Origin of the sequence: Mycobacterium sp. ITM-2016-00316 (assembly GCF_002968335.2) — a bacterium.
Taxonomy (GTDB): Bacteria; Actinomycetota; Actinomycetes; order Mycobacteriales; family Mycobacteriaceae; genus Mycobacterium.
This window is the reverse complement of record NZ_CP134398.1, coordinates 1,063,383-1,079,379: the sequence shown is the minus strand read 5'-3', so window position 1 is coordinate 1,079,379 and position 15,997 is coordinate 1,063,383. Positions and strand designations below refer to the sequence as shown.

Annotated in this window: 14 protein-coding genes and 3 pseudogenes; 10 read left to right on the top strand and 7 right to left on the bottom strand. The window is 67.7% G+C overall.

Annotation, left to right across the window (positions count from 1 at the left end; translation table 11 throughout):
• Positions 1-8: 8 nt before the first annotated feature.
• Both rfbB and C6A86_RS05175 read left to right on the top strand, forming a co-directional pair.
• Positions 9-1,004, top strand: a complete 996-nt coding sequence (gene rfbB, locus C6A86_RS05180) for a dTDP-glucose 4,6-dehydratase (protein ID WP_311101042.1) — start codon at positions 9-11, stop codon at positions 1,002-1,004.
• Positions 1,001-1,600 carry a dTDP-4-dehydrorhamnose 3,5-epimerase family protein gene (locus C6A86_RS05175; RefSeq protein WP_105361424.1) on the top strand — a complete coding sequence of 200 codons (600 nt, stop codon included), beginning with the start codon at positions 1,001-1,003 and terminating at the stop codon, positions 1,598-1,600. Before rfbB ends, C6A86_RS05175 begins: the two co-directional genes overlap by 4 nt.
• Positions 1,601-1,616: 16 nt before the next feature.
• Here C6A86_RS05175 and C6A86_RS05170 read toward each other — a convergent pair whose 3' ends face one another.
• On the bottom strand, positions 1,617-2,318 hold the full coding sequence (locus C6A86_RS05170) for an LpqN/LpqT family lipoprotein (RefSeq protein ID WP_105361423.1): 702 nt from the start codon (positions 2,316-2,318) through the stop codon (positions 1,617-1,619).
• Positions 2,319-2,438: 120 nt separating this feature from the next.
• Here C6A86_RS05170 and C6A86_RS05165 point away from each other — a divergent pair, with 120 nt between their 5' ends.
• From C6A86_RS05165 to C6A86_RS05150, 4 genes and pseudogenes are all read left to right on the top strand, one after another.
• Complete coding sequence (locus tag C6A86_RS05165; protein ID WP_158263222.1) at positions 2,439-5,360, top strand: BTAD domain-containing putative transcriptional regulator; 2,922 nt, start codon at positions 2,439-2,441, stop codon at positions 5,358-5,360.
• A 1-nt stretch (position 5,361) separates the two neighbouring features.
• Positions 5,362-5,646 (top strand): annotated as a pseudogene (locus C6A86_RS05160) (LLM class F420-dependent oxidoreductase); the annotation flags it as partial.
• Between the two features lie 18 nt (positions 5,647-5,664).
• Positions 5,665-6,039: pseudogene (locus C6A86_RS05155) on the top strand (GDP-mannose 4,6-dehydratase); the annotation flags it as partial.
• Positions 6,035-6,289: pseudogene (locus C6A86_RS05150) on the top strand (dTDP-4-dehydrorhamnose 3,5-epimerase family protein); the annotation flags it as partial. The pseudogenes C6A86_RS05155 and C6A86_RS05150, both read left to right, overlap by 5 nt.
• Positions 6,290-6,302: 13 nt before the next feature.
• Here C6A86_RS05150 and C6A86_RS05145 read toward each other — a convergent pair.
• The 3 genes from C6A86_RS05145 to C6A86_RS05135 are packed head-to-tail and all read right to left on the bottom strand — an operon-like array spanning position 6,303 to position 8,646.
• On the bottom strand, positions 6,303-7,049 hold the full coding sequence (locus tag C6A86_RS05145) for a fluoroquinolone transporter permease (protein ID WP_105361512.1): 747 nt from the start codon (positions 7,047-7,049) through the stop codon (positions 6,303-6,305).
• Complete coding sequence (locus C6A86_RS05140; protein WP_105361513.1) at positions 7,046-7,759, bottom strand: fluoroquinolone transporter permease; 714 nt, start codon at positions 7,757-7,759, stop codon at positions 7,046-7,048. Before C6A86_RS05140 ends, C6A86_RS05145 begins: the two co-directional genes overlap by 4 nt.
• Entirely contained in the window at positions 7,756-8,646 is an 891-nt protein-coding gene (locus C6A86_RS05135; RefSeq protein ID WP_233212832.1) for an ABC transporter ATP-binding protein, read from the bottom strand. Before C6A86_RS05135 ends, C6A86_RS05140 begins: the two co-directional genes overlap by 4 nt.
• 228 nt (positions 8,647-8,874) lie before the next feature.
• On the opposite strand from C6A86_RS05135, the gene C6A86_RS05130 reads away from it, so the two are divergent.
• On the top strand, positions 8,875-9,261 hold the full coding sequence (locus C6A86_RS05130; RefSeq protein WP_105361516.1) for a MarR family transcriptional regulator: 387 nt from the start codon (positions 8,875-8,877) through the stop codon (positions 9,259-9,261).
• Here C6A86_RS05130 and C6A86_RS05125 read toward each other — a convergent pair.
• Both C6A86_RS05125 and C6A86_RS05120 read right to left on the bottom strand, forming a co-directional pair.
• Entirely contained in the window at positions 9,258-9,878 is a 621-nt protein-coding gene (locus tag C6A86_RS05125) for a TetR/AcrR family transcriptional regulator (protein ID WP_105361514.1), read from the bottom strand. The two genes, C6A86_RS05130 and C6A86_RS05125, sit on opposite strands and share 4 nt — an antisense overlap.
• Positions 9,875-11,392: an FAD-dependent oxidoreductase gene (locus C6A86_RS05120; protein WP_311101041.1), complete on the bottom strand. Its 1,518-nt coding sequence runs from the start codon at positions 11,390-11,392 to the stop codon at positions 9,875-9,877. The genes C6A86_RS05125 and C6A86_RS05120 overlap by 4 nt, the downstream gene beginning before the upstream one ends.
• Before the next feature lie 144 nt (positions 11,393-11,536).
• Between C6A86_RS05120 and C6A86_RS05115 the strand changes: the two genes are divergently transcribed.
• From C6A86_RS05115 to mmsB, 3 genes are read left to right on the top strand one after another with little or no spacing between them, the layout of a single operon-like run.
• A complete protein-coding gene (locus tag C6A86_RS05115) occupies positions 11,537-13,057 on the top strand; it encodes a CoA-acylating methylmalonate-semialdehyde dehydrogenase (protein WP_105362506.1) in 1,521 nt (506 codons plus the stop codon).
• Positions 13,058-13,063: 6 nt separating this feature from the next.
• Positions 13,064-14,218, top strand: a complete 1,155-nt coding sequence (locus tag C6A86_RS05110) for an acyl-CoA dehydrogenase family protein (RefSeq protein ID WP_199196123.1) — start codon at positions 13,064-13,066, stop codon at positions 14,216-14,218.
• A gap of 18 nt (positions 14,219-14,236) precedes the next feature.
• Positions 14,237-15,112, top strand: a complete 876-nt coding sequence (gene mmsB / locus C6A86_RS05105) for a 3-hydroxyisobutyrate dehydrogenase (RefSeq protein WP_105362508.1) — start codon at positions 14,237-14,239, stop codon at positions 15,110-15,112.
• On the opposite strand, the gene C6A86_RS05100 is transcribed toward mmsB, so the two are convergent.
• Entirely contained in the window at positions 15,109-15,906 is a 798-nt protein-coding gene (locus C6A86_RS05100) for an HAD family phosphatase (protein ID WP_105362509.1), read from the bottom strand. The genes mmsB and C6A86_RS05100 overlap by 4 nt on opposite strands.
• Positions 15,907-15,997 lie beyond the last annotated feature (91 nt).

Genomic DNA, 15,997 nt, shown 5'->3' with positions numbered 1-15,997 from the left:
TTTCACCCATGCGCCTGCTGGTCACCGGTGGCGCCGGGTTCATCGGCGCGAACTTCGTGCACCTGACGCTGCGCGAGAACCCGGACGCCGAGGTGACGGTGCTCGACGCGCTCACCTACGCCGGCAGCCGGGAATCGCTGGCACCGGCGGCCGACCGGATCCGGCTCGTCGAAGGTGACATCACCGACGGCGAGTTGGTCACCGGGCTGGTTGCCGAGACCGACGCGGTGGTGCACTTCGCGGCGGAGACCCACGTCGACAACGGCCTGGCCGACCCGACGCCGTTTCTGCACTCCAATGTCATCGGTACCTTCACGGTGCTCGAAGCGGTGCGCCGGCATGGCGTGCGGTTGCATCACGTGTCGACCGACGAGGTCTACGGCGATCTCGCACTCGACGATCCGGCGCGGTTCACCGAGTCCACGCCCTACAACCCGTCGAGCCCGTATTCGTCGACCAAGGCTTCGGCAGATCTGCTGGTGCGCGCCTGGGTGCGCTCGTACGGTGTGCGCGCCACGATCTCGAACTGCTCCAACAACTACGGCCCCTACCAGCACGTGGAGAAGTTCATCCCGCGCCAGATCACGAACCTGCTGACCGGGCGCAGGGCCAAGCTGTACGGCGGCGGGGCCAATGTGCGCGACTGGATCCACGTCGACGACCACAACGCGGCGGTGTGGCGGATCCTGCGCGACGGCGAGATCGGACGCACGTACCTGATCGGCGCCGACGGGGAACGCGACAATCTGTCGGTACTGCGCACGCTGCTGCGGCTACTCGACCGTGATCCCGACGACTTCGACCGGGTCACCGACCGCGCCGGCCATGACCTACGCTACGCAATCGACGCCTCAGCGCTGCGCGACGAGCTCGACTGGCGCCCGGAGCACACCGATTTCGAGGCCGGACTGGCCGCCACCGTCGACTGGTACCGCAACAACGAGTCCTGGTGGGGCCCTGTGAAAGCCGCCGTCGAAGCCCGGTACGCGGAGCGCGGCCAGTGACCGCCCGGGAACTGAGGGTTCCGGGCGCCTGGGAGATCACGCCGGCGCTGCATGCCGACGGGCGCGGCCTATTCTTCGAGTGGTTCACCGATCCCGCGTTCACCGCGATGACCGGGCATCACTTCGACATGGCCCAGGCCAACTGCTCGGTATCGGCGGCCGGCGTGCTGCGCGGTGTGCATTTCTCCGAGCTGCCGCCGAGTCAGGCCAAATACGTGACATGCGTGCGCGGTGCGGTGTACGACGTGGTGGTCGACCTGCGGGTCGGCTCCCCCACCTTCGGGCAGTGGGATGCCGTCCTGCTCGATGACCGCGAACGCAAGTCGGTCTACCTCTCCGAGGGGCTGGGCCACGCTTTCCTTGCACTGGAACACGATTCGACGGTGATGTACCTGTGCTCGGCGGGCTACGCACCGCAGCGTGAGCACACCATCCTGGCCACCTCCCTGGGCATCGACTGGCCCGAAGACCACCCACTGAACCTCTCCGAGCGCGATGCCGCCGCGCCCACGCTGGACGAGGTGCAGGCCGCCGGGTTACTGCCGTCGTGGGCGGACACCCAGGCTTTCGTCGAGCAGCTGCGCGCGCGCATCTGACCGGAAACCGGCCCGCTCAGGGTTCGATGGTGGTGTCGGCGTCGATCACCGACATCGCCTCCGTCAACGCAGGCGCATGTTCCGGCGTGCCCTGGGCGTCGAGTGCCAGCAGGTAGACCGCGTCCGCAGCCGGAATCACCGCCGTCTTGCGTGCGACGAACATCGCGGCGCCGTCCGCCTGGACGGTGCCGGCGATCTGAGCCGCCTCGAACCCGGCGAGTTCGGACGGGGTGCCTGCGTCCGGCCCTTCGAATCCGGGCTGCTTGCGCACCGCATTGGGAGCCAGTTCGAGGATCTTCGCCGCATCGACGTTGCCGGTCAGTCTGGCGACCCGAGCGATGATCGCCGGTGGATCGGCAACGGCGGGATCGTCCAGAACAATCGCGCCCCAGGCGTCCTCGGGGGTGTCCGCGCCGACATCGCGCCAGCCCGCCGGCATCGGCAGGTTGATGTCGGGTGCACCGGCATCGCCACGGACGACCGGCGTCTGGGTGATGCCGTTGTCACGCAGGTAGTCGGCAACCGTGTAATTCACGCTGGACGCCGTTGCCGTGGCGCTGGTCGCAGTATCCGGCGCGGCAGAGGACGTCGGCTCCGACGTCTGCGCCGACGCAGAGGATGATGACGACGCCGTGTCGCCAGAACCGCACCCGGTCAGTACCGCTCCCGTCAGCACAGCGGCGGCCACCAGAACCCGCCCGTTGATCGGCTTTGCCATATCGTCTCCCGTCGTCGTCGAATCGCGGCGCGACGGTAACCGGGAACGGTTGGAAAGTGATTGGAAGCGCGGTGGCCGGCTGTCTGAAATGATCGGCACGACTTGGTCGAGGGGGACGGATTGCTCGAGTACCGCCTATTCGGTCCCGTTGCCGCACTTTGGCACGGCGAACCGCTGGATCTCGGTGGGCTGCGCCAGCGGGCGGTGCTGACAGGATTGCTCGTCGACGCCGATCGGGTGGTGGACGTGGACACCATCGTCTACCGGGTCTGGGATGACGCACCTCCGCCCAAACCCCTCTCATCCTTGCGGTCCTACGTCGCCAACCTGCGCCGTGTCCTGGCCGTCGACGACAACCCGCGGCTGACCACGGCGGGCCGCGGGTACCGCCTGGTGCTGGGTGAGGACCGGTTGGACAGTGCCGAGTTCGAGCAGTTGGTGGAGGCGGGTCGCCGCCTGGCGAAGGACGGACGGCCCGATGCCGCCGAGGCCACCATGGCTCAGGCGGTCACGCTGTGGGGTGGGCAACCGCTGGCCGATGTCGCCGGCTTCTCCTACGCCGGGGTCGAGGTTCACCGACTCCAGGGGGTGCGGGCAGACGCCGATGACATCCGCTACGCATCCGCGTTGTTGCGCGGCGGCGCAGCAGAATTGGTGGATGGGCTGACCGCAGCTGTGGCGTCGAACCCGCTGCGCGAATCGCTGTGGGGTCACCTCATGGTGGCTCTGCACCGCTGCGGGAGGCGTGCCGAGGCACTGCGGCATTACGACCGGATCCGCGACCTGCTGGAGCAGGAACTGCGAGTGGCGCCCAGTGCAGCGCTACGCCGGATCGCGCAACAGATCCGCGACGATGTGCCCGGCGCCCAGGCCAGGACGCAGGCCGAGGCCAACCCGGCGACCCAAGCACAGGCACCGGTGGGCCGGCGGCGCGAGCTGGATGGACTGCAACGGGCCGTGGCGGACACCGCTGTCCGCGGTCACGGTGGCATGACCGTGCTGATCGGGGAAAGCGGCATCGGCAAGACCACCTTGGCTTCGGCCGCGGTGGATCTGGCCGCCCGCCTCGGCATGACCACGGCGTGGGCGGGGCACAACACCGAGATCGCCACCCCGGTGTTGTGGACCTGGACCCGGGTGCTGCGCTCCCTCGATGGTCTCACCGCGGACACCACGACCCTCGGTGACGATCAGGCGGTGATCGACACCGCCGAAGCGGTGTTGGCCACCGTGATCGCTCCGACTGTCATCGTGCTCGACGACCTTCACCGCGCCGATTCCATGACGTGCGCCGTGCTGGATGTCATCGCCACAGCCCTGCCGCGCCACCCGCTGCACGTGGTGATCACCTGGCAGCACCCCGGTCCGGACGGACCTTGGGAGGTCGAGGAGTTCCAGCGACTCTTCGCGCGCACCGACGTGACCACGTGGCACATCCGCGGCCTCGACGCCGATGCCGCAGGCGACCTCGTGCGCCGGCTCACCGGGACGATCCCGACAGTTCGATTCATCACCGCCTTGCTGGAGCGCACCGGCGGGAATCCGTTCTATATCCAGGAACTGGTCCGGTTTCTGCATGATGAGGACGCATTGGACGCAACCACCGACGACATTCCGCACGACCGCGTCCCCGCGGCCGTCCTCGGACTGGTCCGCCGGCGCACAGCCGCTCTGCCTGCCGACACCCGGTCCGCACTCGCCTCGGCGGCGATGATCGGAATCGCTTTCAGCACAGAACGACTGGGCGCGGTCAGCGAAATCGGGGGCGTGGCGGCAGCCCTGGAATCCGCGGTCGACGCGGGGATGCTGGTCGCACAGGACCACCGCCCGGGCTGGTACCGGTTCGCGCACGGCATCGTGCGCGACGCCGTGTCCGCCCAGACCGCGGGCACCGATAAGGCGCGCCGCCATGCACGCATCGCGGTGTCCTACGCGGCGGGCGCACAGACACCGGATGAGCTGACCGAGGCGGCCGATCATGCCTGGCGGGCCGGTGACCAACTGGAGGCTACCGTCGCGCTCGACGTCATCGAGGCCGCCATGCTCGGGAACTCCGGGCCCGGCGCCTACCGGGACAGTCTGCTGCTGGCCACCCGAGGCCTGGAGGTCTGCACCCGCCTGCCGGTCGGCGACGATCGCGCGGCGCGGGAGTCCACGCTGTGGCTGCACCGCGCCGCCGCGCACGCCGTACTCGACGGTCAGACATCGGACGCGGTCAACGAAGCCTTGCGGAGAGCGTTCGACATCGGCCACCGCACGGGGGACTTCACTGCGAGTGTGGCGCTACAGGCGCTGGCACGAGCAGGCGCCGGCCGATACCGGGAGTCCGCGGCCCTCGCCGACGGGCTCGTCGCCGCGTACCGCTCCACCGGCGATGCCGTCGCCGGATCTGCAGGGCATTACCTGCGTGCGCTGGCGGCTTTCATGGCCGGTGACCTCGACGCCTGCCTGGCCGAGACCTCGATGCTGTGCGAGCAGCTGCCGCCCCCGGATTGGCGCAGGGTCGGCGCGCTACTCGCGTTCGACGTCCGAGGCCATGCCCTGGCCGCGTGGGCACACGGCCTGGATGGTGACGAGAGCGCCGCGATGGCGTCGATCGACGCCGGCCGGGCACTCGGACGTGAGCGCAACGACACCTTCGGCACCGCAATCGTGGCCACCAGCGAGCTCCAATTGGCGCCCATGACCGGTGTGGTCGACGACGTCGGCGCGCGCGCCGCCGAACTGGCCGCCGAACTCGACGCATCAGGTCTGCAGCAACTCGGTGCGTCCGCGCACATCATCGGGCGGTGGGCACGCGCACTCGACGGCGACGAGGCGGACACCGTGGCCGATATGCGAGCGGCGCTGGCAGTCCATTGCCAGGACGGCACCCGCATCTTCCGCCCCCTGTACCTCGCGCTGATCTCCGATGCCGAACGCCTGCAGCGGAATCCGGCGACGGCGCACAAGACCCTGCAGTCCGCTCGGGTCGCGGCCAAGGCAACCGGTGAGCACGTCTGGACGCCACTGTTGGACCGACGAGCGGCGATGCACGCCTGAGGCCCGCGAGGTCGGTCGCGGGGCGGTCGACTTCTATCTGAACCTGAGCAACTACCTGAACAACTGGCGCCGGCTCGGCTTCACCGAGGACGACATCGCCAAGCCGGGCAGCGACCGGTTGATCGACGCGGTGGTGGCGCACGGCGATGCTGATGCCGTCGCGGCGCGACTGCACCAGCATCTGGAGGCCGGCGCAGATCATGTGGCCATTCAGGTACTGGGCGGTTGGGACAAGCTGATCCCGACGCTGACCGAACTGGCGGGTCCGCTGGGACTCAAGAAGTAGCCCGATAGGGTTTCACCCATGCGCCTGCTGGTCACCGGTGGCGCCGGGTTCATCGGCGCGAACTTCGTGCACCTGACGCTGCGCGAGAACCCGGACGCCGAGGTGACGGTGCTCGACGCGCTCACCTACGCCGGCAGCCGGGAATCGCTGGCACCGGCGGCCGACCGGATCCGGCTCGTCGAAGGTGACATCACCGACGGCGAGTTGGTCACCGGGCTGGTTGCCGAGACGGACGCGGTGGTGCACTTCGCGGCGGAGACCCACGTCGACAACGGCCTGGCCGACCCGACGCCGTTTCTGCACTCCAATGTCATCGGTACCTTCACCGTGCTCGAAGCGGTGCGCCGGCATGGCGTGCGGTTGCATCACGTGTCGACCGACGAGGTGGCTGGGCCACGCTTTCCTTGCCCTGGAACACGATTCGACGGTGATGTACCTGTGCTCGGCGGGCTACGCACCGCAGCGTGAGCACACCATCCTGGCCACCTCCCTGGGCATCGACTGGCCCGAAGACCACCCACTGAACCTCTCCGAGCGCGATGCCGCCGCGCCCACGCTGGACGAGGTGCAGGCCGCCGGGTTATTGCCGTCGTGGGCGGACACCCAGGCCTTCGTCGAGGATCTACGCACCAGAATGCGCTGACTGCCAACAGTTCTCAGGTGTTCTTGGCAACGAAACGGCGGAACAGCGGCCAGGCGACTGCCAGGTTGTACAACGCGCCGAAGACAAGATACGGCCACCAGGTGCCCTGCTCGCTGGCGACCCAGAACGCCTTGGCCGCCCAGTAGGGCGGCAGCACACCGAAAGCCAGGTTCCAGGCCGAGTCGATGAACCAGGGCAGGCACGGCAGACCGGCGATCAACATACCGAGCGCCCGCATCATCGCGATACCCTGAATCTTGTTGCCCGCCACCGCGACGATGAGCAGCAAGGTCACCACGGCGGACAATCCGGCGAGCATCCCGATCGGTATGAGCACCGGGATCAGGCCCGGTTCCAGAATCCCGCTCAACGACATCGTGGCCACCACGTAGACGGTGGTGACCAGCATGACCGTGGCCGCGCGGTACCCGAAGAACGTCGACAGCGACACCGGTGCCACCCGCAGCGCTGTCAGCGTACCGGCGTCCATCTCCTCGAGCACCAGGAACGCTGCCATTCCGCCGGCGATGATGATGCTGGTGAGCAGCAGAAACCCCGTCAGAATCAACGGGTAGTACGGCACCAGGTCGAACTGCCGGCGGGCGGCCAGCATATCGGTGAACATCGGTGTGAGCACCGCAACGCATGTTGTCCAGATGACCGGGGCGAGCACCAGCATGACCAGCAGCGGATCGCGGTAGGTGCCGCGAAGGTCGTTGCGGCCGAAGGCCGCCAGCGCACGAGCGGAGGGGACCGTCACAGCACGCCCGCCCTTTCCGTCACGTAGTGGTCGAACAACGTGTGGGCGGCACGCCACAGCACGACCATGCACAGCACGGGATAGGCCACCGCATAGAGCAGCTGCCAGCCGGTCAGATCCACCTGATCGAACGCAGCACCCAGCAGCAGCATCGGCCCCTGCATCGGGAACACGTAGAGCACCGGGTTCGGCCACAAGCCCGAATAGTGGATGACCGGCGGCACCAGCATGACCGCCAACGGGATGGTGGCGGCCAGGAACCAGTCGGTGACCGCGGCGAAGGGCAGCGAGGTGATGAACCCGACGATCAGCATCAGCAGGGTGCCGAGCAGCACACCGGAGACCAACGGCACCGGCCGATAGGCGAGCCCGTCTGCGGCGGTCACCACGATCACCGCGACCAGTAGTGAAATCGCACTCAGTACAGCGAGTTTGGCGCTCAGATACTCCCAGAACCGCAGCGGCGTCGACAGGAGTGCGCCCAGGGTGCGCTCGTGCTTGTCGAAGAACACCGAACCACCGATGAAGAAGAAGCCGATGATCGCGATATCGCCGGCCAGCACGTAGGGCTCGGCGACCGGACGCAGATCGTGGGGCATCGGGAGCAGCACGGCGAGCCAGATGAGCCCGGAGAACACACCCGCGTGCAGGAACTTCTGCCGGTACTGCAGCATCAGTTCGAGTCGAGTCGCGGTCAGCAGGCGGGTCATGTCAGCCGCCTTCCGGTCACCTCGACGAAGACGTCGTCGAGGCTGGCTTCCCGGCTGTGGATGGTTTCGATGTGGTGATCACGCAGCACGGCTTGGAATTCCGGGTCGTCCGCCAGGCCGTCCAGTCCGAATTCGGCGGATTCGAGCGCCCCGCCCGATCGATACTGCACCCGTATCCGACGTTGACTGCGCGCGATTTTCAGCTCGGCCGGGGTGTCGAGTGCCACGATCTGTCCATCGACCACGAACGCGACGCGGTCGCACAGTTCGTCGGCCGTCGACATGTGGTGGGTGGTGAGAAATATCGTCGCACCGCGTGCCTTCAGCCCCAGGATGATGTCCTTGACCTTGCGCGCGTTGACCGGGTCCAGCCCGGAGGTCGGCTCGTCGAGGAACAGCAGTTCGGGATTGTTGATCAGCGATCGGGCGAAGGTCAGCCGCATCTGCATGCCCTTGGAGTACTTGCCCACCCGGACCTTGGCCGCGTCGGCCAGATCCACGGAGTCGAGCAGTTCCATCGGGTCGGCAGTGGGTCCGTCATACAAGGATGCGAAGAACTGGAGGTTTTCCAGGCCGGTGAGCTTCTGATAGTGGTTGGGCAGCTCGAAGGAGACGCCCACCCGCTGGTAGTAGTCCGGGCCCCAGTCGAGCGGCTCCCGGCCGAACACCGTGGCACTGCCGCCGTGGCCGCGGAGCAGGCCGATCAACAGCTTCTGGGTGGTCGACTTCCCGGCGCCGCTGGGGCCGAGGAACCCGAATATCTCGCCCTGCCCGACGGCGAAATCCATTCCACGGATGGCGGGTTCGGCGGCCTTGGGATAGCTGAACGTCAGATCCTGGACGCGGATGACCTCCGGCGTGGCAGCCGGAGCGGACGGAGACGGCACGGGGGACACGGTCACCCTTCGGTCGGGCGTGCCGCCGGACACCGGCGGAACGCAGCTGGATACCATCTCCGACCAGACTTCCCGGAACACCGCGGATCAATATACTGAACTTTCAGTAATTATTGAAGCTTTCTGTACGGGGAAGGTTTTCGGGTGTCCATCTCGCCAGAACGGCAGCACGCCGCCGAACAACTCGCGCTGGTGCTGTCCAGCCACGGCCTGCAGCGCATGACGGCGCGGGTGCTCGCAACGCTGTTGTTCACCGAGCGCGCCAGCATGACCATGGGCGAGCTCGCCGATGACCTGCAGGCGAGTGCGGGTTCGATCTCGGGCGCACTCAAGATGCTCACCTCTGTCGGCCTTGCCGAACGAGTTCCGGCACCGGCCAGCAGGCGCGACCACTTCAGGCTGCGCGATGATGCCTGGGCCGTCCTGTTCACCAACCAGAACGAGACCCTTTCGGCCATGCAGGCCGCGGCCGACGCCGGCATCGCGGCCACCGAGGGCGACAGTGCGGCCCGTGAGCGGCTGAGTCAGATGCGCGACTTCTACGCCTTTCTGATGGCGGAGATCCCGGCCCTACTGGACCGGTGGCATCAGGAACGGCAGGCCTAGTCTCGATCCCCCCGACTCGGCAGCAGCCCGACTTGGCGGTAGACCTGCCGCAGGTACCGCCGCATCTCGGTGGCATCGGGTGGATTCGGTTGCAGCACACGGTAGGTGATCGCACCCACCATCATGTCGATGGTGACGTCGACGTCGGTGTCGGCGGCCACGGTGCCTTCCTGACGGGCCCGCTCCAACAGCCGCGCGGCCAGTTGGCGACGCGGCAGGATATAGCGCTCCCAGTAGCGGGCCATCAACTCCGGGTGACTGACCGCCGAGCCGAACACCCTGGCCACCAGGGCGCGGTACTCAGCGGTGGCTGCCATGGCAGCCGCACCGTCGATCGCCGCCTCCACCAACGCATACGGCGACTGTGTCTCGATGGCATCCGGTGCCACCCACCCGACCTCCTCGGCCACCAGGGTCTCCATGGCCGCAGCGATCACCTCTTCCTTACTCGACCAGCGGCGATAGATCGTCGGCTTGCCGACGCCCGCCCGCTTGGCGATCTGTTCCATGCTGGTCCCCTCGACACCCTTTTCGATGAACAGCGCCAGGGCGGCCCGCAGGATGGCCAGATCGGTTGCGGCATCACGCGGTCGCCCCCGGCCCGCCGGCCGATTCATCGGACGGTACCGGTCTCCAGAGCCGAAGCGAGCCAGCGGTTCAGGTCGGCCTCCTCGCCGGGACTACCCCGCCACGCCAGGTGCCCGTCCGGGCGGATGAGCATCAACTCCGCACCGTCGTGACCGAGGCAGCCGACGAAATCGCCGAGCCTGCGCAGCGCAGCGGTGGCGTCCACTCCGAGCGTGCTGCCGGATGGACGCAACAATGCCCACCGGCCGCCGAGCTCGCGGTGCAACCGTGCGGGGGTGCCGTCGGCCAGCGTGCAGGCAAGGTCGGCGACCCGGTCCCCCGGGCGCGGCCTGGGTCCACGCCCGCCGAGCGGTCCCTTGCGATAACTCACCCACAGTTGTGACGCGGTGAAGGTCGTCCAGCGCTGCACGGCACCGATGCTGAAGACGCGCGGCGCCACCCGATCCCGCAGGAAGCGCCCGACCGGGTTGCTCGCGATGTTGACCCTGGTCACCGCGCTGGTACCCCGCAACACCCCCTCGGCCAAGGGGCGCCGTTCGGCCTCGTATGTGTCGAGCAGCGCCTCGGCGGCCAACCCGCGCACCACCAACGCGAGTTTGAATGCCAGATTCTCGGCATCCCCGATCCCGGTGAGCATCCCCTGCCCACCGAACGGCGAATGGGCATGGGCTGCATCACCGGCGATCAGGATCCGGCCGCGCCGGTAGGTTTCGGCCAGCCTGCGGTGCACGGTGAACACCGACAGCCATTGCGGATCACCGACCCGAACATCGAGCCCGGTGCGCTCGGGAAGCACCGTTCGAATCCGCTCGAGAATCTCACCGTCGGTGGGCTTTTGGCCCTGGCCCGGGTCATAGGCGAAGACCCGCCAGAGATCGTCGCCGCCGTGGGGGTCGGGCATCGGCATCACACCGATCACACCATCGGGGTGTATCCACCCGGACGTACCTCCCCTGTCGATGTCCCAATCCAGATGCACGTCCGCCAGCAGGAAGCGTTCGGTCAGCTTCACCCCGGGAAACCCGATCCCGGCCAATTGCCTTGTGCTACTGGAGGTGCCGTCGCACCCGACGACCCAGCGGGCCCGGACCGTCTCGCCGCCATCGAGTTCCGCCAGCGCGCAGCCGGGTTCCTGCTGCAGACCGACCAGGGCCTTGCCCCACTCCGGTATGAGACCGAGTGCGGCCAACCGGTCTCGCAACGCACCCTCGACCCTGGCTTGCGACACCACCATCGGCGGTGCGGCGGTGCCCAGACCCGGGTCGCCGAACTCCAGCGTCATCAGCGGATGTCCACCCAGATAGCTGGTGATCCGCATGGCGCGCAACGACTCTTCGGGAAGAGTTCCGAGGCCGCCGATGCGGCCAAGCACCTCCGAACCGCGGGCGTGCAGGAAGTTCGCCCGCGATGTCGTGGCCGGACCGGCTGCGCGATCGACGATCCGCACCGACAATCCGTGCAGGCGCAGCGCACACGCCAGTGTCAGACCGGTGGGCCCGGCTCCCACCACCAGCACGTCGATGTCGATATCGGGGTCAGCCATTCGATTATCTTAACGGCACCGTATCGTAAATAAAAGAGGCCCCGTGTTGACCCTTGCCAAACTCCGGGCCTAATTACTAGGATATGCAAGTATCTCGGCCGTGCGCCGGGCCCTGAATTCTGCTCACCCCTTTGGACGGATGTCATGACCACACAGATTCCGCACTTCATCAACGGCGAGCGCAGCACCCTCGCATCCACCCGCACCGCCGATGTGCTCAACCCCAGCACCGGCGAGGTCCAGGCCCAGGTGCTGCTGGCCTCGACCGCCGATGTACAGACCGCCGTCGCCAACGCGGTCGAGGCCCAGAAGGTGTGGGCCGCCTACAACCCGCAGCGCCGCGCCCGCGTCTTCATGCGCTTCGTCGACCTGGTCAACCAGAACGCCGATGAGCTGGCCCAGCTGCTGTCCATCGAGCACGGCAAGACTGTCGCGGACTCCCTGGGCGACATCCAGCGCGGTATCGAGGTCATCGAATTCGCGATCGGCATCCCCCACCTGCTCAAGGGCGAATTCACCGAGGGCGCGGGCACCGGTATCGACGTGTACTCGATCCGCCAGCCGCTCGGCGTCGTCGCCGGTATCACCCCGTTCAACTTCCCGGCCATGATCCCGCTGTGGAAGGCCGGCCCCGCCCTGGCATGCGGCAACGCGTTCATCCTCAAACCCTCCGAGCGCGACCCCTCGGTCCCGCTGCGCCTGGCCGAACTGTTCATCGAGGCCGGGCTGCCCCCGGGCGTCTTCCAGGTGGTCCAGGGCGACAAGGAAGCCGTCGACGCCATCCTCACCCACCCCGACATCCAGGCCGTCGGCTTCGTCGGGTCCTCCGATATCGCGCAGTACATCTACTCCACCGCCGCCGCGCACGGCAAACGTTCACAGTGCTTCGGCGGCGCCAAGAACCACATGATCGTGCTGCCCGACGCCGACCTCGATCAGGCCGTCGACGCCCTGATCGGCGCCGGCTACGGCAGCGCCGGTGAGCGCTGCATGGCCATCAGTGTCGCGGTGCCCGTCGGCGAGGAAACCGCAAACCGCTTGCGCGCCAAGCTCGTCGAGCGCGTCAACCAACTGCGCGTCGGGCACAGCCTGGACCCCAAGGCCGATTACGGGCCCCTGGTCACCGGCGCTGCGCTGGAGCGGGTCCGCGACTACATCGGCCAGGGTGTGGACGCCGGCGCCGAAATCGTGATCGACGGCCGCGAACGCGCCACCGACGAACTCACCTTCGATGACCAGGACCTGTCGAAGGGCTACTTCATCGGGCCCACCCTGTTCGACCACGTCACCACCGACATGTCCATCTACACCGACGAGATCTTCGGACCCGTGCTGTGCATCGTGCGCGCCGAGGACTACGAAGCCGCACTCGAACTGCCCACCAAACACGAATACGGCAACGGCGTGGCGATCTTCACCCGCGACGGCGACGCCGCCCGCGACTTCGTCTCCCGGGTGCAGGTCGGCATGGTCGGGGTCAACGTGCCGATCCCGGTTCCGGTGGCCTACCACACCTTCGGCGGCTGGAAGCGGTCCGGTTTCGGCGACCTCAACCAGCACGGACCCGCCTCGATCCAGTTCTACACCAAGGTCAAGACCGTCACCGAGCGCTGGCCCTCCGGCATCAAGGATGGCGCCGAATTCGTCATCCCCACCATGAAGTAGGTGCCGGTGTTCGAGTTGGATGACGACGAGCGCGTCATCACCGAGACGGCGGCCGCCTTCGCCGAGAAACGCATCGCGCCGTTCGCGCTGGAATGGGATGAGTCCCATCACTTCCCGACCGATGTGCTGCGGGCGGCCGCCGAACTGGGCATGGCGGGGATCTACTGTGCCGAGGACGCCGGCGGCAGCGGGTTACGCCGCCTGGACGCGGTGCGCATCTTCACCGCGCTCGCCGCCGCCGACCCCACGATCGCCGCGTTCCTGTCCATCCACAACATGTGTGCCTGGATGGTGGACAGCTTCGGCACCGACGAGCAGCGCAAGACGCTGGTGCCCAAGCTCGCGTCCATGGAGTCCATCGCCAGCTACTGCCTCACCGAGCCAGGAGCGGGATCGGACGCGGCGGCGTTGCGCACCAGGGCCGTTCGGGACGGTGACCACTACGTCCTGGATGGGGTGAAGCAGTTCATCTCCGGGGCGGGTGTCTCGGACCTGTATGTGGTGATGGCCCGCACCGGCGCCGACGGACCCCGCGGCATCTCGGCGTTCGTCGTCGAGAAGAACACCCCCGGTGTCAGTTTCGGCGTCGATGAACAGAAGATGGGATGGAACGCCCAGCCCACCGCTCAGGTCGTTTTCGAGGGCGCCCGGGTGCCGGCTGAGGCGCTGTTGGGCGGCACCGAGGGCACCGGGTTCGGGATCGCGATGAACGGGCTGAACGGCGGCCGCATCAATATCGCGGCGTGCTCGCTGGGTGGCGCGCAGACCGCCTACGACAAGACGGTGGCCTATCTGGCCGACCGGCAGGCGTTCGGCGGAGCACTGCTCGATGAGCCGACCATCCGCTTTACGCTCGCCGATATGGCCACCGGCCTGGAGACCTCGCGGAACATGTTGTGGCGGGCGGCATCCGCCCTCGACAGCAACCACCCTGACAAGGTGGCCCTGTGCGCGATGGCCAAGCGCTACGTCACCGATACCTGTTACGAGGTCGCCGACCAGGCCCTGCAGCTGCACGGCGGCTACGGCTACCTCAAGGAATACGGCTTGGAGAAAATCGTCCGGGATCTGCGGGTACACCGCATCCTTGAGGGGACCAACGAGATCATGCGCGTGGTCATCGGCCGGGCGGAATCCGCCCGCGCCCGGGCCGCCGGCTAACGAGAGGTAAGGCAGAAGATGAGCACCGTTGCTTTTCTGGGACTGGGAAACATGGGCGGCCCGATGGCGGCCAACCTGCTGGCGGCCGGACATGCCGTGCAGGGCTTCGATCCCGTCACCGCGGCCAAGGATGCCGCAAAGGCCAACGGCGCCAGCGTTTTCGACAGCGGCGCCGAGGCCGTTGCCGGGGCCGACATCGTGATCACCATGTTGCCCAACGGGGCGCTGGTGAAGAACTGCTACGTGGACATCCTGCCCAAGGCCGCCGCGGGCGCCCTGTTCATCGACAGCTCCACCATCTCCGTCGATGACGCGCGGGAAGTGCACACGCTGGCCGCCGACCACGGTTTCGCCCAGCTCGATGCGCCGGTGTCCGGTGGCGTCAAGGGCGCGGTGGCCGGCACGCTGGCGTTCATGGTCGGCGGGGACGCCGAGGCAGTCGAGCGCGGTCGCCCCGTACTGGAGGCCATGGCGGGCAAGATCATTCACTGCGGCGACTCCGGCGCCGGCCAGGCGGCCAAGGTATGCAACAACATGGTGCTCGCGGTCCAGCAGATCGCCGTCGGGGAGGCATTCGTGCTCGCCGAGAAGCTGGGACTGGACAAGCAGGCCTTGTTCGACGTGATCACCGGCGCCACCGGTAACTGCTGGTCGGTTCACACGAATTGCCCGGTGCCCGGGCCCGTTCCCACCTCACCGGCCAACCACGATTTCAAGCCGGGCTTCGCGACGGCGCTGATGAACAAGGACCTCGGCCTGGCGATGGACGCCGTCACCTCGACCGGCTCCGCGGCGCCGCTGGGCAGCCACGCCGCCGAGATCTACGCCAATTTTGCCCGCGACCACGCCGACAAGGACTTCAGCGCGGTCATCGAGTACATCCGCAACGGCTAGGCCGCCGACGGGCTGTGCTGATCCCACCACCGGGCGTGCAGGCGGCGACAGTTGGCCAGCCGCAACGCCTCCCCGGTGCCGTTGTACCCGGCACGCACCGCTGCGGCCGCCCGTCCTCGCCCGGCGTCGGCGTCGATGAGCACGGTGGCCACACCGGCCGCGTTCGCGCCGCGCAACGCGGCGGGTGAGCCGGCCACCGCCAGCGCATCATGGGGCGCGACCCCGAGTTCGGCGAGCGCATGAGCGAACAGATTCGGTCCGCTCACGTCGTCGGCGGTCACGACGGATTCGACGAGACCCTCACCGACCAGCTGACGCACCAGCGGCTCGGCCCAGCTGCGCCGGCCGGTGGTGACGACGCTGACCGGGATGTGCGCCACGAAGGCGTCCATCACCAGGTCCACCAGGCCCGGGCGCGGCGTCAGCCCGGCGTCCAGGATCATCTCCTCGAACATCATGTCCTTGGCCGCGCAGATTTCGTCGACGAGCACCTTGACCAGCACATCGCATTCCGTGCCGACGCACCGTTTGCGCAGTTCGGCGGCGACCCGCTGACGTTCGTCGGGCAGCGCCATCAGCCGCTGATAGCGCCCGACGCTCCACTGCAGGTCCAGCCCCAGCGAGGCGAATGCGGCGTTGTAGACCACGCGATGGCCGTCGAGGTCCAGATCGGACAAGGCGTCGAGGTCGAAGACCACCGCATGCAGCGGGTAGGCGGCCGGGTCGTCGGGCTCGTCGCCATGCCACCAGAACTGACCGGACGCGGGCCATGCTTTTGCCTCATGCGTGGACATGCCCCCACAGTGGCCCACGTCACATACCCGCCGCGTCCCCCATAAGGGGGATTGGGCAGGCCAAGTTGGGAAGAAGTGCGGGTCGCCACCC